This is a genomic window from Bradyrhizobium sp. CW1 (assembly GCF_023100665.1).
Classification (GTDB): Bacteria; Pseudomonadota; Alphaproteobacteria; order Rhizobiales; family Xanthobacteraceae; genus Bradyrhizobium; species Bradyrhizobium canariense_D.
On sequence record NZ_CP064684.1, the window covers coordinates 4,968,027 to 4,983,982 of the forward strand.

Genomic DNA, 15,956 nt, shown 5'->3' on the forward strand with positions numbered 1-15,956 from the left:
GGGTCCACAACCCGGCCTTTCGCGCCACCAGCGGCGTCGATTTCACCGGAAGTTCGAAGAGACATTATGAGACCGTGGCGTGCTGGGCGCGAGCGCATCGCGTACGACCGACGTACTGTTGTGCGACTCAGCTGGCTGATTTCGCCGGACTACGCCGGCGTCGACCAACCCCTGAAGCGCCTTCTGCATCACATCGACCGAATTGGCGAAGGATTCGACCGAAAAGATCAGCCGCTGAGAAAACACGCGTTTCGGGACATTGTTGGCGTCACGCTCCGTCGGTGAAAGACTGACCAGATCGACGCGGACGATGGTTCCGCTAACGGTAATTTCTTCGATTCCGTCGGTATAAAGTTCGGCGTGCATCTGGTATCTCCTATGCTGCGAGCTGCTGCCTGAAAACCACATCAACGCCGTAGCTCGTTGCGTTGTAAGTGTTGTTTGGAAATAGGCTATCCGTCCCATACGCAAACACACCGTTGCCTGCGATCGATGCCGAGGATGGAGCCGTCAGAGGTCCGTTGGTAATTGCGCTGGCGAGGAGGCCCGGATCAGCCGCGTAATTTCCGGCGGTGTGATAGGAGGCGACGTAGGTGGTTCCCGGCATGATCGTCACGGGCGTGGCGAAATTGACCTGCTGCCAGCTGCCGGCCGTTTCGCTGGTAAATGTCGCGGTTGCCAGCAAATTCCCGGTGCTGCTCCAAAGATCCGCAACGTGGGTGCCCGTGTTGGACGGCCCCTTGTAAAAGCGAATGCCGACAACATCGCCTGGGGTAGACGTCTGAAACTTGACGCCCAGTTCCACTGAATTTGGATCATTGGCTGCCACAATGCTAGGCACCTGGCTTGCGCTGAACAGGCTCACAGTCGTCGAAGACGCAGCGGTCACATTGAGAGCGACGGATGTACTGGCGGTGCCACCATGGCCGTCGGAGATGCTGTAGTTGAAGGACGCCGATCCCGTGTAGCCGGTCGTCGGAGTGAAGATCACGCTGTTGCTTTGGGCGTTGAAGCTGGCAACGCCATTCACACCGCCGCTCGCGCTCGTGATCGTGAGCTTATCGCCATCGGGATCGGTGTCGTTGGCAAGCAGTACCGAGGTCGGTATCGCGAAGGGGACGTTCTGCGTGGCGTAGAGGCCGCTGTCGTTCGCAGCGACTGGTAACTGGTTGGCGCCGCCGCTCAAGCTGTTGAACATGACATCCACCCAGTAGTTGGCGGCTTTGTAGGTGTTGGTCGGGAACAGATTGCTCGTTCCGTAGGTGTAGACGCCATTGATGTTGGCAGGAGCCGTGAGCGGACCACTGGTGTGAGCGGTGGTGAAGTAGCTGGTGCTGGAGGCATAGTGGCCGTTGCTGTGAAAGCTCGCGACGTAGGGGATGCCAGCGGCGATGGACACGGGATTGCTGAACGTGACGGTCTGCCAGCCACTGCTGCCCTCGTTGGTGAAAGTCGCGCTCGCCAGTAGCGTGCCGGTGCTGCTCCACAACGAGCCCGTATGAGTACCGGTGTCATTTGCACTCTTGTAGTACTTGATGCCAGTGATCGTGCCTGCCACGGAGGAGGTGAATTGCATGCCAAGGTTGACTTGCGACGTATCGGAATTCGACAGAATGGCCGGCGTGTCCGAGGTCGAGAACAGGCTCAGGCCTGAGGGCGCTGTCGTCACCGCGAGATTGAACGTCTCGCTGGCTGACAGACCGCCGAAATCGGTGACCGATGTCTTGACGCTGAGGGTGCCAGCACTGGTGGACGTTGGTGTCCCGCTGAAGGTCCGAGTCGAGGCATCGAAGGTCAGCCATGCGGGAAGTGCCGTGCCATCGGCGGCGGTCGCCGTGTAGGCCAGCGAATCCCCGGAATCGACGTCGGTGAAGGTGCCCGCAGGCAGCGTTAAGGAGAATGACGTGCCGACTGTCGCGGTCTGATCGCCGGTCTGGACGGCCAGCACTGGCGCGTCGTTGGCGCCATGGGTCGTGACGGTGAGCGTGGTCGATGACGTGGCGCCGGCAGTGTCGCGCATCGTGTAATTGAAGATATCGCTGAGCGTGTTGGTCGACAGCAAGGCCTGCACGGCCGGATCCGTCTCGTTGACTGTATACGTGAAGGTGCCCGAGGCATTGAGCACCAGGCTGCCGTGCGCTCCAGACAGCGCCGAACCGAGTGTGCCGCCGGTGGAGCCGAAGCTGACGGCGGTGACCGTCTTGGTATCGCCCGCGTCGGGATCGGTATCGTTGGTCAGCACGTTGCCAATAGCCGCCGTGCCAGCGGTGCTGTTGTTCACGCCGCCCTTCTCGGTGGCATCACCAACGTCAGCAACCGCGGTTGGCGGCGTATTATTGGTGGTGGAGGATCCGTTGAACACGACGTCCACCCAGTAGTTGCTGGCGTTATAGCTACTGGTCGGGAACAGATTGGTTGTTCCGTAGGTGTAGAGGCCATTGATGTTCGCAGGAGCCGTGAGCGGACCGCTGGTGCGAGCGGTGGTGAAGTAGCTGGTGCTGGAGGCATAATGGCCGTTGCTGTGAAAGCTGGCCACGTAGGTCGTGCCAGCCGCGATGGATACGGGATTGCTGAATGTGACGGTCTGCCAGCCACTGCTGCCCTCGTTGGTGAAAGTCGCGCTCGCCAGTAGCGTGCCGGTGCTGCTCCACAACAAGCCCGTATGAGTCCCGGGGTCATTTGCACTCTTGTAGTACTTGATGCCAGTGATCGTGCCTGCCACGGAGGAGGTAAATTGCACGCCAAGGTTAACTTGCGACGCATCGGAATTCGACAGAATGGCCGGGGTATCTGAACTCGAGAATAGGCTCACCGCTGAAGGAACTGACGACACTGCGATATCGAATGTCTCACTGCCAGTGAGGTTACCGAGATCAGCAGCAGAGACCGTAACGCTGAGCGTACCAAGGTCCGCAGACGTCGGCGTGCCGCTAAAGGTGCGGGTCGACGCATTGAACGCGAGCCAGGCGGGAAGGCTTGAGCCGCCAGCGGTTGCGGTGTAGGTGAGCGAGTCGCCAGAATCGACGTCCGGGAAGGTGCCGGCGGGCAGCGTCAGCGAGAACGCCGAGCCAACGGTCGCAGTCTGGCTGCCGGTCTGAATCGCCAGCACCGGTGCGTCATTGGCGCCATGAATCGTGACAGTGAGCGTGGTGGATGACGTGGCGCCGGCAGTGTCGCGCATCGTGTAATTGAAGATATCGGTGAGCGTGTCGGTCGCCAGCCGCAAGGCCTGCACGGCTGGATCCGTCTCGTTGACCGCGTACGAGAAGGTGCCCGAGGCATTGAGCACCAGGCTGCCGTGCGCTCCAGACAACGCCGAACCGAGTGTGCCACTGGTCGAGCCAAAGCGGACGGCGGTGACCGTCTTGGTATCGCCTGCGTCGGGATCGGTATCGTTGGTCAGCAAGTTGCCGGTGGCCGCTTTGCCACCGATGCTGTTGTTCACGCCGCCCTTCTCGGTGGCATCACCAACGTCAGCAACGGCGGTTGGCGGCGTATTATTGGTGATGGAGGATCCGTTGAAGACGACGTCCACCCAATAGTTGCTGGCGTTATAGCTACTGGTTGGGAAAACGCTTCCGGATCCGTAGCCATAGACACCATTGCCGCCAGCCGGAGCCGTTAACTGGCCGTTGGTAAGCGATGTCGTGAAATAGTTCTGCGTACCGGAATAATTACCGTTGGTGTGATAGGACGCGACGTAGGTGGTGCCTGCCGCGATGCCCACAGGGTTGGAGAAGTTGACCTGTTGCCAACCGCTGGCTGTCTCGTTCGTGAATGTGGCAGTCGCAAGCAGGGCTCCAGTCGAGCTCCAGAGATCCGCAACATGGGGACCGGTATTCAACGATCCCTTGTAGAAACGCAGACCGGTTATTGTCCCGTTCACGGATGCGGTAAACTTGACTCCAACTTCAACGGGGCTGGTATCGCCGGAATTGGGGGCCCCTGGCGCATCATTGGTGCCGAACAGGCTCTGCGCAGAGATCGGATAGCTGACGTTGAGCGATACCTGGCCGGATCCACTTTGGCCGCTCGTGTCTGTGATCGTGTAGGTGAAACTCGCTGTCCCAGCGTAACCATTGGTGGGGGTAAAGGTCACAGTCTGGTTTTGCGCATTGTAGCTTACGCTTCCATTGACCGGATTACTGACGCCGCTAAGTGAAAACGCCAATCCGGACGGGTTGGTGTCGTTCGCGAGCAGCGCTGATGCCGGTATGTTCAGCACACCATTTTGGGTAACCGTGAAGCCGCTGTCCCCGTTAGCTTGCGGCGAGGTCGCGCCTGAATCAGAGAATACGACGTCGACCCAGTAATTTGCGGCTTTCGTAGAGGAAACGTCGTCGGGGAAGATCGGGCCACTGCCATACGCAAAGACGCCGTTGAGACTGCTGCCAGGCGCAGTCAGCGCACCTTTCGTAAGGCCCCCATAATTGATGAAGTAGAAATCAGTTGAGGAATAGTGGCCGGTATTCGTGTGATAGGAAGCAACATATGTCACGCCAGCGGTGACACTGATAGGAGTGGCGAAATTAACCTGCTGCCAGCCGCTCGCGGTCTCATTGGTGAAGGTGGCGCTCCCAAGCAGGGTGCCGTTTGTGGTCCAGAGATCACCGATGTGAGTTCCGGTGTTCTGAGGTCCTTTGTAGAAACGAATGCCGGTGATCTTGCCCGACACGGCGGGAACGAATTTGACGCCAAGCTCAACCGAGCCGGAATCGTCGTTCGAGATCACCGCAGGCGTATCGGTAATGCTGAAGAGTGTCAGATTGGAAGACGGCGTGACGGTGTAAGTAACGCCTGCGCCCAGTGTTTCCAGATTCAGGCTGTCGTCGACAGCTCTGGTCTTGAGATTGTATGTCCCCTGAGCGCCTGTGACGAACGTGTATGACCACGTCACGTTAGCCGCGCCGACATTGCTGTTGCCTGGATGCCAGGTTGTTCCAGCATCAGTGGAGATTTCGACGCCGGCAATCTTTCCACCCGTGTCGGTGGCCGTCCCCGTCACCGTGATCGATTGCCCCTCGACAACGCTGGCAGCCGAGAGATTGGTGATAGCAGAGGTCGGCGCCGTAGCGTCTGTCGACTGGATCGCGGCAACCAAGTTCGCTTGCAGCGTCGCCGGCTGAACTCCCATATCGGCGAACAGGTTAACCATCGCCTGCTGTACGTTAGGATCTACCGGAGTCGCAGGTCCATCGTGGTCGCTGGCAAGCGCCCACGGCCAGTTGATTGAACCGGCCGAGAATATCAGTGCGCCACTGACGGGATCCCGATGCAGCACGAGATTGTGGGTCGCTGTGCCATTTGCGAACGTGTTGCCATAATCAAGGAGATACTGTCCAGTCACCTGCACTGTTGAAGATGAGACACTGATCAACCCCGCTGGGCGAAATCCGTTGTCCGGCGCGGTGTCCCATTCAACGCCTAACAGGCCAGGTACGAGAGAGGCGGTCTGCCCGGGTGACGTTTGCGCGACGGCCGTATTGCGCCAGAAGCGCAATTGGGTCATTGAGTACGGTATCGTGATCGTATCGTACCGAAATGCGTTGACCGCGAACAATGTACCGGTCAACTCATTCGAGGGAAGAGGCGGACCGAACCGCGGGTCAGAGTAATTTCCGGTCGCCTTTCCGGTCGGATCAATCAGCGCATTTGCGTGCGTATCCTTGTAGCTAATGAGCGTGCGATTGGCCGTTCCGCTGCCATCGATGCTGGGGGCCAACCTTGTTTTCCAAAAGATCTCATTGCCTGTAAGGAACGCAAGGTTGACGCCAGCGTGCGCTGCGGCCTCTACGTTGGCGCGCTGAGCTTCGGTCCAATACTCGTCATGCCCCGCGTCCATGAAGACTTTGTGATTGAGCAACAACGAGCCGTTTGTCGCAGCATCGATCCCAGAAATGTAAGAGACATCGTACCCGTTCTGCTCGAGCCACTGAATGGCTGCGAACTCAGCCGTGAACGGGGAGTCTCCCCCCTCGGAAAAGGTTCCCTCGCCGTCACGCGTTACGAGGGGGCGATTGTAACTGACCGCGAAGGCTGATCCGGCGATGCCCGGGCCGTTCCCGAAATAAAGATTGGCCCCTCCCCAGCCGTTGTAGGCTTGCCAGTCCTCATCACTTGTCTGGAGAACGATGTCGCTGTGCGAAGCGTCGTTCCTTATGATGAACGGGACCTGGAAAATCTCGGTGCCGTTGACGACGTTGGCGATGTAGACGCCCGAGACCGCATCGGTCGGCACGCTCCAGGAATCGGTCACGCTCCAATTGCCGGCATCTACGAGGCCCCTCGACGGGTCACTCAATGGAGCGGGTTGGACGACCGCGGCTGCGGCCTGATGCTGCAGGCTCGTAACCAGTCTGGCCCCATCGCCGCCGTAATAGCCCAGCCGGTAAAGATCTACGCGATAGTTCGGGTTGCCGGTCAGATTGTTGATCTTGAATTGGACCGTCCCGCCGACATTGGTGCTGATTGCTGTCGCAAACCCCTGGGTCAGATGCGAATTGTCGCCCGGCTGGATCTGCCAGACACTTTTCGGTGTGCCTGGCTTCTGATTTTCCAGCACGATGGGATTCGTGGGAGGATCGGAGACAATGGTGCCTCCCTGCCCATCGCTTTTGAAATTCCAGTTCAAGTCCATCCCCGAGAACAGCAAGGTGACATTGGCCGCACCGTTGCTGAAATCGACTGCGCTGATATTCGAGCTATTGTTATAGTGGACAGTCGCCGACATCGACGATGTGAAGGGTAGATCCTTCAAATCGATGAGGTTCCCTGGCGAAAGCGGTGCCCCAGGCGACGAACCTGCGATCAACCCGTGGAACTCGGCCGACTGATCGAGGACAAGCGCGCCACTTCCCGTGTCGAACGCCACGGTTATGCCGGAGAACGATCCGTTCAAGAACCGCCCGGAAACCGAACCTCCGATCTCCAGGATCGACTTGTCTGAAATTTCGAAAGATCCTGTGCCGCTGACGTCGCCCTTAAAGTCCCCTGTGGCAATGCGATCACCAAGGAACGCCCCAACTTCGACAGTCCCATTGTTCAGTACATCGCCTTCGACGATAAATGGCGACCCGGCACCGAACGAAAGCGTCGCGCCTGCATCAACGACCAGGCTCTTGATATCAACACTGGCCGTGCTGGTGACGACATACGCTCCCGCCGCATCGAGGAACGCAGAGTCAATGATGCCCGGGACGCCGGCGCTCCAGTTCGTAGCGACATTCCAGACTCCGTCGCTCGAATTGGTCCAGTGAGTGGTGCCCGGGGTCGAAACCGATGATGATGTCGGCGGCGTCCATTCGCTTGCCGCAGATGGGAATGTCGGGGCCAAGCTCTGATAGCGGCTCGTCAAAGACGTCGAAGACAGCAGAGCAGACAATCGCGACTGGAAAGATGGGGAGAAGAGACGGGGCATGACGCCGTGCAAGTCTGGCTGATCGCCCGGCCCGGCCCGAGACGATTGCGGGAAGAAAGTGGCGTCACCTGCTGGCGGATTAGCAAACGGCGGGCCCCACCGGCCGGGCGGATCGGAGCCATCGAATGCGTTCCAGAACGGCGCTTCTCGCCAAAAAACATCCGATGCCGGAATGTCTTCCCCTGGAAAAACGGCCCGGGCCCCTCGACCGAAGACGCTCGCCTTTTGAACCAGCATGGCTATACCGATTAAATAAATTACCCATATATATTTTAATTCTATTTTAAACCGCACGTCAATTCAATGGCGTACATTTAACATAATTCCAAGTATCGGCTGAGTGGCGTTATTGCGGAGCGAAATGCGGTAGCCGAGTGATTTCGCTCAGATATTTGCCGTAGCCGCTTTTCTCCAACGGTTGCGCCAGCGCGAGAAGTTGATCACGATTGATGAAGCCGAGTCTGAAGGCAACCTCCTCGAGGCAGGCAATCTTCATTCCCTGTCGCTTTTCCAGGGTCTGCACGAACGTCCCTGCATCGATGAGAGACTCAACCGTGCCGGTATCCAGCCAGGCAAACCCCCGCCCCATGCGCTCAACGTGCAGCGCATTGGCCGAAAGGTAGCGCATCTGAAGATCGGTAATCTCGAGCTCTCCACGCGACGATGGCTCGACACGACGAGCGTAGCGGACAACGCGATTATCGAAGAAATACAGCCCGGTGATTGCCCAATTCGAAGCTGGCCGTCTGGGTTTCTCCTCGATCGATACTGGGCGGTCCGCCTCATCAAACGCGACGACGCCGTAACGTTCCGGGTCCCGCACGTGATAAGCAAAAACTGTTGCGCCTTCCTCACGTCCTGCCGCCCTGGCAAGCAGTTCGCTCAGGCCATCGCCGAAGAAAATATTGTCACCAAGCACCATGGCCACACGATCGCTTCCGATGAAATCGGCACCAACAATGAAGGCGTCCGCGAGACCGGCGGGACGGGTTTGCTCCGCGTAGCTGAGCCGAATGCCCCACTGGCTGCCGTCCCCCAGCAACAGTTCGAACTGACACCGGTCTGAAGGCGTGGTGATAATCAGAATTTCGCGGATCCCTGCCAACATCAGCGTGGACAGGGGATAGTAGATCATCGGCTTGTCATAGATCGGGAGCAACTGCTTGCTGACCACGCGCGTGATCGGATAGAGGCGCGTTCCGCTGCCGCCAGCCAGCACGATTCCCTTCAACATCGGTTTCTCCTTCTCCGACTAGCTGGTCGAGACAGGCTTCGAGCGAATGGCGCCAAGGCGGCAATCGAATCCCGAACACGCGTTCGGCCTTGGATGAATCCAGGCGCGAGTTTCGGGGTCGACGCGCAGCGGTCGGAAACTCTTCCGTCGTGATCGCCTCGAGCGCCGGAACCCGCGCTCCACGACGGGAAATCTCGTCGAAGATTGCCTTCGCAAAGTCGTGCCAGCTTGTCTCGCCCTGCCCGGCGAGATGAAAGATGCCGGCTGCTGCCCTGCGATCGACTGTTACTGACCGTTCTGCGATCTGAAGGATAGCCTCCGCGAGGTCGTATGCGTAGGTCGGATTTCCGTGCTGGTCTCGGACAACCCTTACGATGGGCTGCGTCCCGCATAACCGCAACATCGTTCGAACGAAGTTGCAGCTATAGGGGCTGTAAAGCCACGAGCATCTGATCACGGTCGCGAGCGGGTGCGCGGCCAATACAGCAGCTTCGCCGGCAAGCTTCGACGCGCCGTAGACATTTAACGGCGCGGGAATGTCGCTTTCGTCGTACGCATCCGGTTTTGCGCCGTCGAACACATAGTCTGTCGAGAGATGGATGAGTGGAACATTCATCTGCCAAGCGACATTTGCCAGCGTTGCCGCACCATCGCGGTTGATGCTGAACACTTTCGCCGCTTCAGATTCGGCCCGATCAACAGCCGTATATGCGGCCGTATTGATGATTGCAGACGGCGCGATCGACGCGATGAGCTGATCGACCCCTTCGCGGTTCTCCAGATCGAGTTCTCGATGCCCGAGAGCCACCGCGGGCAGACCGCGCATCGCAGCGAGATCACGAAGACACTTTGCCAACTGGCCGTTCCGCCCGGCAATGAGGATAGGTCGATCTGTCATCTTCACCTCAATGTTGAGCAGCGAGCAGACCCAGACGCGAGCCGTCATAGACACCGCAGCGAGCACGCTGCCACCATGCACGATTGTCGAGATACCATCCGACTGTTTCGGCCAAGCCCTGTTCGAAGGTTCTCGTCGGTTCCCAGCCTAGTTCGCGATGTGCCTTCGACGCGTCGATCGCATAGCGCGCATCATGTCCTGGACGATCCGGCACGAACCTAATGAGAGATCGTCTCGCTCCCGCGCCCGGGGCTAACCGATCCACCACGTCACAAATCCGGGTGACCACCTCCAGGTTGGATCGCTGGCCATCTCCGCCGAAATTGTACTTCTCGCCCAGTCTTCCTTCGTACAGAAGTCTTATCAAGCCAGCGGCATGATCATCGACATGAAGCCAGTCGCGAATATTTCTGCCGTCGCCATAGACCGGTAGCGGCTTCCGGTCGAGCGCATTGATGATCGTCAGCGGGATGAGCTTTTCCGGGAACTGGTACGGCCCGTAGTTGTTCGAACAATTCGATACGATGACCGGAAGACCGTAGGTTCGAAACCACGCGAGTGCGAGGTGGTCAGAGGCCGCCTTGCTCGCCGAATATGGCGAACTCGGGCTGTAGGGCGTGTCCTCGCGAAACAAGTCCTCCGGGCCCAATGACCCGTAGACTTCGTCGGTCGATACGTGGATGAAGCGGAACTGCTTGCGCCGCGGAAGCGGCAGACGTTCGTAGTAGGTCCTGGCCGCCTCCAACAGGGTGTAGGTACCAACTATATTGGTGCTGACGAAGGCCTCGGGTCCGGTGATCGAACGGTCGACGTGGCTTTCGGCGGCCAGGTGTATGATCGCATCCGGCTCGTACTCGGCGAACGCGAGATCCATAGCGTCTCGATCGCAGATGTCGGACTGCAGGAATGCATAAGACCCCAGCCCCTCGATGCTCGTCAGCGAAGTCAGGTCGGCTGCGTATGTCAACTTGTCGATGTTGACCACAGCGGCACTGGTCTGCAGCACCAAACGGCGACACACAGCAGAACCGATGAAGCCCGCTCCGCCGGTCACTAGGATACGCATTCTACTCATCTCCACTATTCGAAAATGCAAGCAAGCTGGTTGAGTGTAGGCAAAATCTGGTCCTTTGGCGATATCTGAGCCTCTGACGGTGTGACGGGCCACTTGATCGCTAGTGCGGGATCAGCCCAATAGACGCCGCCGTCATGGCTCGGGGCGTAGACCTGATCGACCTTGTACAAGACCACGGTCTTGGGCTGCAGCGTACAGAAACCATGCGCGAATCCCTTCGGAATGAACACCTGCTCACCGCTTTCGCTATCCAACTGGATGGCGATGTGCTTGCCAAAGTCGGGCGATGAACGTCGGAGATCAACGGCAATATCGAGAATGGCCCCATTCAACACCCGTATGAGCTTGGCCTGGGCGAAAGGCGGTCGCTGGAAATGCAAGCCGCGCACCGTGCCGATCCGATCTGAGCTGGACTGATTATCCTGAACGAAGTCATGCAAGATTCCCTTCTCAGCAAAAGCCGATCGCTGAAAGGTCTCACAGAAGTAGCCGCGGCCGTCGGAAATGCGATCTGCTCGAATTACTTTGACATCGGGGATAGCCAAGGATCGCAGTTCCAGCATTAGGCACCTCCTGCCGGTCCTTAATTTCAATCGGGTTTCAAGCAGCGGACCATAATCATCGATAGAATTATTTTTTCCGTCCGCCAATCCGCCTCTGAACGCTCACATTATTTTCGATCCAAATACGATGTGCTGCAAGCTACGGAAATATCGTCTGTTTTGTCGGCACCGCGCCGGGGGCGATTGCCTCGTCCCTGTTTGCATCTCCCCCTAATTAATATAAGATTTATTTAATTTGGCAAGCAGATTTTTTTAATGTATATAATCTCCCAGCGCCCGGACGTCCGGCCTGAACGTTGGTCTACGGGCGGGCGGCCCCAACGTGACCCCACCGTCGGACAGGTACGTGATGCTCCAGAACAATCTTCAACACACGGATAGACTGCGGCTGCCCGTGAACCTGGCTCAACCCGCTCAGGCAGACGGCGGAGGAATCAGCGACGTCATCAATTACGGCATCGGGCTTCTACGACGCCAATATTTCGTAATCCTTGTCACTGCTGCACTCGCAACTGCGGCCAGCATGCTCTATCTCCGTTTGGTGACTCCAACCTATACGGCGCAGGTTCAGATCCTGTTGGCTAATCCAAGGCCCCTATTTGTCCAGCAGCAATCACTGCTCGCCGAGACGGCTTTCGATCTCAATCAAATCGAGACCCAGCTTCAGCTCCTGAGATCAAAGGCCACCGCGGTCGCGGTCATCGACCAGTTGAAACTGGCTGACGATCCGGACTTTAGTGCGTCAGGGCTATCTCTACAGTCGCTCTGGCAACGAATTCGGTCATGGGCACCGACTGGATCGAGGAAAGATAACCCGCCCGATACGAAGGGCGAACCATCGGACGCTCTCGTAGACGCATTTCTGAGTCGGCTTTCAACAGGGCGTGTCGGGTTCAGCAACGTCATTGAGATCAATTTCAGTTCGAGCAACGCAGCCCGAGCCGCGGAGATCGTCAACGCGGTAGCCAATACCTATGTTGCGGACCAGCTCAATGCAAAATTCGATGCCAATCGCAGGGCAACAAGCTGGCTGCAGGAGAGGCTGCGCGATCTCGGTGACCAAGCCCTCGCTGCACAACGTGCCGTCGATGTCTACAAGGCCCAGAACAATATCGTGTCTTTGGACGGAAAGCCCATCGACGAGCGGCAGATCACAGAAATCAACAATCGACTGGCTGCCGCACGCGCCCAGACCTCTGAGGCCACGGCCAAGTTGGCTCGGTATGAATCTCTCCTTACCTCCGATCCGCAAAAGCCGCCCCCGATGATCAATCTGGACGCAATCGGGGCCGATGCGACAAACAGTCAGATCATTACGGGGCTCCGCCAACAATATCTGGAACTCACGCGGCGAGAGGCCGAGTTGACAGCCAGGGTCGGTCGCGACCACCTGGCGGTTGTCAGTGTCCGTAACCGCATCCGGGAATTTCGCGCCTCCATCTTCGACGAGGTCAAGAGACTTGCCGAAGTCAGCCGAAGCGAATTCGAGTTCGCCAAACAGCGGCAGGAAGAAATCGAAAAGCAGCTGGCGAAGGCCGTCTCTCAGTCCCGTTCAGTCAATTCTGCTGAGCTGACTATCAAGGATCTGGAGAGCCGAGCAAAGGGCTTGCGGAGCTTGCACGAGACTTTCCTGCAGCGTTACATGGGCTCTGCACAGCAGGAGACATTCCCCATCTCGGAAACGCGGGTCGTTTTTCCTGCTTCGCCGCCGCCGAGCAAGAGCAAGCCTAAGACAAGGTTGGTGCTGACGCTCGGGATCCTCGGCGGTCTCGCGCTGGGCATCGGCTTAGCGCTGCTCAGAGACGTCATGGACCGCGTCTTTCGTACCTCTTCACAAGTGGAAACCGTGCTGGAATTGCCTTGCATTTCTTCGGTCCCATTGCTACCGGCCCGCAAATCCCCGAAGCCATCAGTTCGTCTCCAGCAAACCGATGATGATGTTCAGCAACGGATAGTTTCGTCGCCGACCGCAGTTCATCGGACCGTGGTCGGGATGCCGCTTTCTCGATATACCGAGGCAATTCGCTCCATCAAGCTAGCCATCGACCACAATCCGGCAAAAATCTCCTCCCAGGTCATCGGGATTACCTCGGCCCTACCGAATGAGGGCAAGACCACGATTGCTGCCTCGCTCGCGCAATTGATCGGGCACACGGGCAAGAAAGCCATCATCGTCGATTGCGACCTCAGGAATCCCTCGCTATCTGCTATCTTTGCGCCCAAAGCCCTCGCCGGAATCATCGAAGTTGCAAACGGCAGCCGCTCCCTCGCGGACGCAATTTGGCGGGATCCGACAACCAATCTTGCATTTCTACCCGCCGTGCGGCGGGGACCTCTGCTTCACACCAGCGAAATTCTTTGCGCCGACGCGATAAGCAAGTTGTTCGACCGTTTGCGAGCTGACTATGACTACGTCATCGTCGACCTTCCTCCCCTGACCCCCCTAGTTGATGTCCGAGCCACTTCATCTCTAATAGACTGCTACATTCTCGTTGTTGAATGGGGCCGGACCAAAATAGATGTCGTGCAGCACGCATTGCACACGGCACCCAACATTCACGAATCGCTGATTGGGGCGGTTCTCAGCAAAACGGATACCAAGGCCATGGCTCGATATGACGGACATCGGAGCTACTACTATCATGATAGCCACTACATCCGTTATGGTCTTTCCGGGTCTTAAGGCTGTCTCGTAGCGGCTCCACGTTCTCCGGCTAGCGGATCAGCGGAGTGGCCGCACCACAAGATGGTGTTTACATGATTATCCGGCTTGTCATGTTAGCCGAGTTAGTGGCGATCATCGCGGCGCTCGCCATGCCAGAAAGCCTGCAAATCAGGATATTGGCGTCGTTCGTGCTTGCAACGGCTGCGCTGGTCGTTGCGATCGTTCCATCATCCGCCTCCCTCGGGCTCGCCAAGCTGCTCCGGCCTGGTCTCGGCATTGTGCTTGCGGCTCCGGCGCTCTGGATGGCGTCACAGGCAGTGCCGATGCCTATGGGCACACTCGGCAATGCCATCTGGGCAACTGCATCGGCGGCCTTGAACGAACCCCTCGCCGAAATAATCACGGTCGATACCGGGGCGACGATGTTCTCGTTCGCCCAGTATTGCGCTGTGCTCGCCGCTGCCCTTGTCACTGCCGTCGTCACACTTGACCGATATCGTGCAGCGCAAGTCCTGCATATCCTGCTGTTGATAGCCACGATCACCACAGCTATGTGGTTCGGTAAGGAAACTGCTGGTGTCGCCGGGCGCGATGGCTCAACCGTCGCAGTGCTCGGCCTCTTGCTCTCCTGCGCGACGGCAATACGCGCAGTCGATCAATTTCGGCGCCGCAGTCGGCCAGGAACAATTGGGCCAGCCCCGCTCCCAGCTCTGTCCGCCGCGATCATCGCAATGACTGTCTGCATGGCCGCGCTGCTCATTCGGACCAACTCGACCGCCGTCGTTGCCGCGCTCCTCGGATCAGGAATTCTGCTCTCGGTGTTCGCAATTCGCAGGTGGTTCTTCAGTTTGTGGGGTACCGCTGGCGTTCTCGCAACCGCTGTAATATTTCTTATTACCAGCGCGACGGTCATTCCGTTCAGGACGAACACCGATCTGACGATCGCTTTGTCAACGAGCAGCCAGATCGCGACAGAACGGATGCTACAGGACGTCCGACCGGCGGGATCCGGTGCAGGCGCTTCGGCCGTTCTTTTGCCGATTTATCGGGACATCGGAAACGGTGCGCTGCGAGAAAGGCCAACGGCCGCCGCCGCAATTGTTGTGGATATGGGGTGGGCGTTCCTTTGCAGTCTCGTGGTTGTAGCAATGCTCGGCGCTTGTATTCTGATCAGGCGGTCTCTGTCGCGAACTTACGATTACGTGTACCCAGCCTTGGGCGCTGGCGCTTCGATTACACTGACGGTACTGGCCTTTGCCGACCATGAAATTTTGGATTTGGGCGCATCACTTTTGATCGCCGCGGTTTTTGGACTGGCGTTCGGTCAAAGCGTCCCCGGCGCAGGCCGTGACGCCATATCCCCGGGATCGAAAGAGACTTCAGATTGGATGGGCGGTCCAGCTCCGGCATCTCGTGCAAGATTCGCGTCAGCGCTTGTCACCGCCTGGCCCCGCGTTGCTCTAATGGTTCTTGGTATCACACTGCTCGTGCAGGCAATTTGGATGGTCTTGCCCGCCTGGTATCTCGGCGGTCATTCTTCTTTGCCGACAGGCGTATTGACCGCAGCATGGCCGAATGCGATCTCGAAACCGGCTTCAGTTGCGGCAGCACGTGAAGACCTATGGATCCGAGGGGAATCGAGATCCAGCTGGGATCCGGCATTATCCGCAGACGAGCAAAAGACGGCTCTTCCGGTGGCTTCGAATGCGTTTGCCCGTGCATTACGCTCTTCGCCGTTTCGCGGCGACATCTGGCTCATGCTCGCGGCGGCATCGAAGCACGATTTGACCCGGTCTGGGACGGCAGCGATGCTCAAGATGTCGTACTATACCGCGCCGAATGATTTGGATCTGCTTCCGTTACGGCTATCCGTCGCGTTCGCCACAGACGCTGTGGTATGGGAGCTTGAATTCCGTGACTTGATCAAGCGCGACGTCAGTTTCATCGTTACGCATCGGCCTGCCCTCAGGCCGGCGCTTGTGGCCGCATACCGGTTAGCCTCAGCCGACGGGAAGGTCTACCTCGAGAACCTGATTTCGGAGCTGGATCCGTCGTACCTCGACAGCATGCGCGCGCGGAATTCCCGACAGGGATCTCGATAGGT

At 58.1% G+C, this 15,956-nt stretch carries 8 protein-coding genes; 2 read left to right on the plus strand and 6 right to left on the minus strand.

Annotation, left to right across the window (positions count from 1 at the left end):
- Positions 1-42: 42 nt before the first annotated feature.
- The 6 genes from IVB54_RS24490 to rfbC all read right to left on the minus strand — a co-directional run bounded on the left by IVB54_RS24490 (position 43) and on the right by rfbC (position 11,187).
- Positions 43-366: a hypothetical protein gene (locus IVB54_RS24490; RefSeq protein WP_018456747.1), complete on the minus strand. Its 324-nt coding sequence runs from the start codon at positions 364-366 to the stop codon at positions 43-45.
- 10 nt (positions 367-376) lie between these two features.
- A complete protein-coding gene (locus tag IVB54_RS24495; protein WP_247776480.1) occupies positions 377-7,654 on the minus strand; it encodes a DUF4082 domain-containing protein in 7,278 nt (2,425 codons plus the stop codon).
- Between the two features lie 109 nt (positions 7,655-7,763).
- The gene (rfbA, locus tag IVB54_RS24500; RefSeq protein ID WP_051113005.1) at positions 7,764-8,651 is read right to left on the minus strand and encodes a glucose-1-phosphate thymidylyltransferase RfbA; all 888 of its coding nucleotides are present in this window, start codon (positions 8,649-8,651) and stop codon (positions 7,764-7,766) included.
- Positions 8,560-9,615, minus strand: coding sequence for a dTDP-4-dehydrorhamnose reductase (gene rfbD / locus IVB54_RS24505; protein ID WP_245288450.1), 1,056 nt, complete (start codon positions 9,613-9,615; stop codon positions 8,560-8,562). Before rfbD ends, rfbA begins: the two co-directional genes overlap by 92 nt.
- The gene (gene rfbB, locus IVB54_RS24510; protein WP_247776481.1) at positions 9,557-10,615 is read right to left on the minus strand and encodes a dTDP-glucose 4,6-dehydratase; all 1,059 of its coding nucleotides are present in this window, start codon (positions 10,613-10,615) and stop codon (positions 9,557-9,559) included. Before rfbB ends, rfbD begins: the two co-directional genes overlap by 59 nt.
- Before the next feature lie 14 nt (positions 10,616-10,629).
- Positions 10,630-11,187 (minus strand): dTDP-4-dehydrorhamnose 3,5-epimerase, encoded by a 558-nt coding sequence (gene rfbC / locus IVB54_RS24515; protein WP_018456753.1) that lies wholly within the window; start codon positions 11,185-11,187, stop codon positions 10,630-10,632.
- A gap of 349 nt (positions 11,188-11,536) precedes the next feature.
- Here rfbC and IVB54_RS24520 point away from each other — a divergent pair, with 349 nt between their 5' ends.
- Both IVB54_RS24520 and IVB54_RS24525 read left to right on the plus strand, forming a co-directional pair.
- On the plus strand, positions 11,537-13,870 hold the full coding sequence (locus tag IVB54_RS24520) for an AAA family ATPase (protein ID WP_026233238.1): 2,334 nt from the start codon (positions 11,537-11,539) through the stop codon (positions 13,868-13,870).
- 47 nt (positions 13,871-13,917) lie between these two features.
- Positions 13,918-15,954 (plus strand): hypothetical protein, encoded by a 2,037-nt coding sequence (locus IVB54_RS24525; RefSeq protein ID WP_245288451.1) that lies wholly within the window; start codon positions 13,918-13,920, stop codon positions 15,952-15,954.
- Positions 15,955-15,956: the final 2 nt, after the last annotated feature.

Coding starts and splice junctions, on each gene's coding strand:
- IVB54_RS24490 (WP_018456747.1), bottom strand. CDS start 366: ATGCACGCCGAACTTTATACCGACGGAATCGAAGAAATTACCGTTAGC.
- IVB54_RS24495 (WP_247776480.1), bottom strand. CDS start 7,654: ATGCTGGTTCAAAAGGCGAGCGTCTTCGGTCGAGGGGCCCGGGCCGTT.
- rfbA (WP_051113005.1), bottom strand. CDS start 8,651: ATGTTGAAGGGAATCGTGCTGGCTGGCGGCAGCGGAACGCGCCTCTAT.
- rfbB (WP_247776481.1), bottom strand. CDS start 10,615: ATGCGTATCCTAGTGACCGGCGGAGCGGGCTTCATCGGTTCTGCTGTG.
- rfbC (WP_018456753.1), bottom strand. CDS start 11,187: ATGCTGGAACTGCGATCCTTGGCTATCCCCGATGTCAAAGTAATTCGA.
- IVB54_RS24520 (WP_026233238.1), top strand. CDS start 11,537: ATGCTCCAGAACAATCTTCAACACACGGATAGACTGCGGCTGCCCGTG.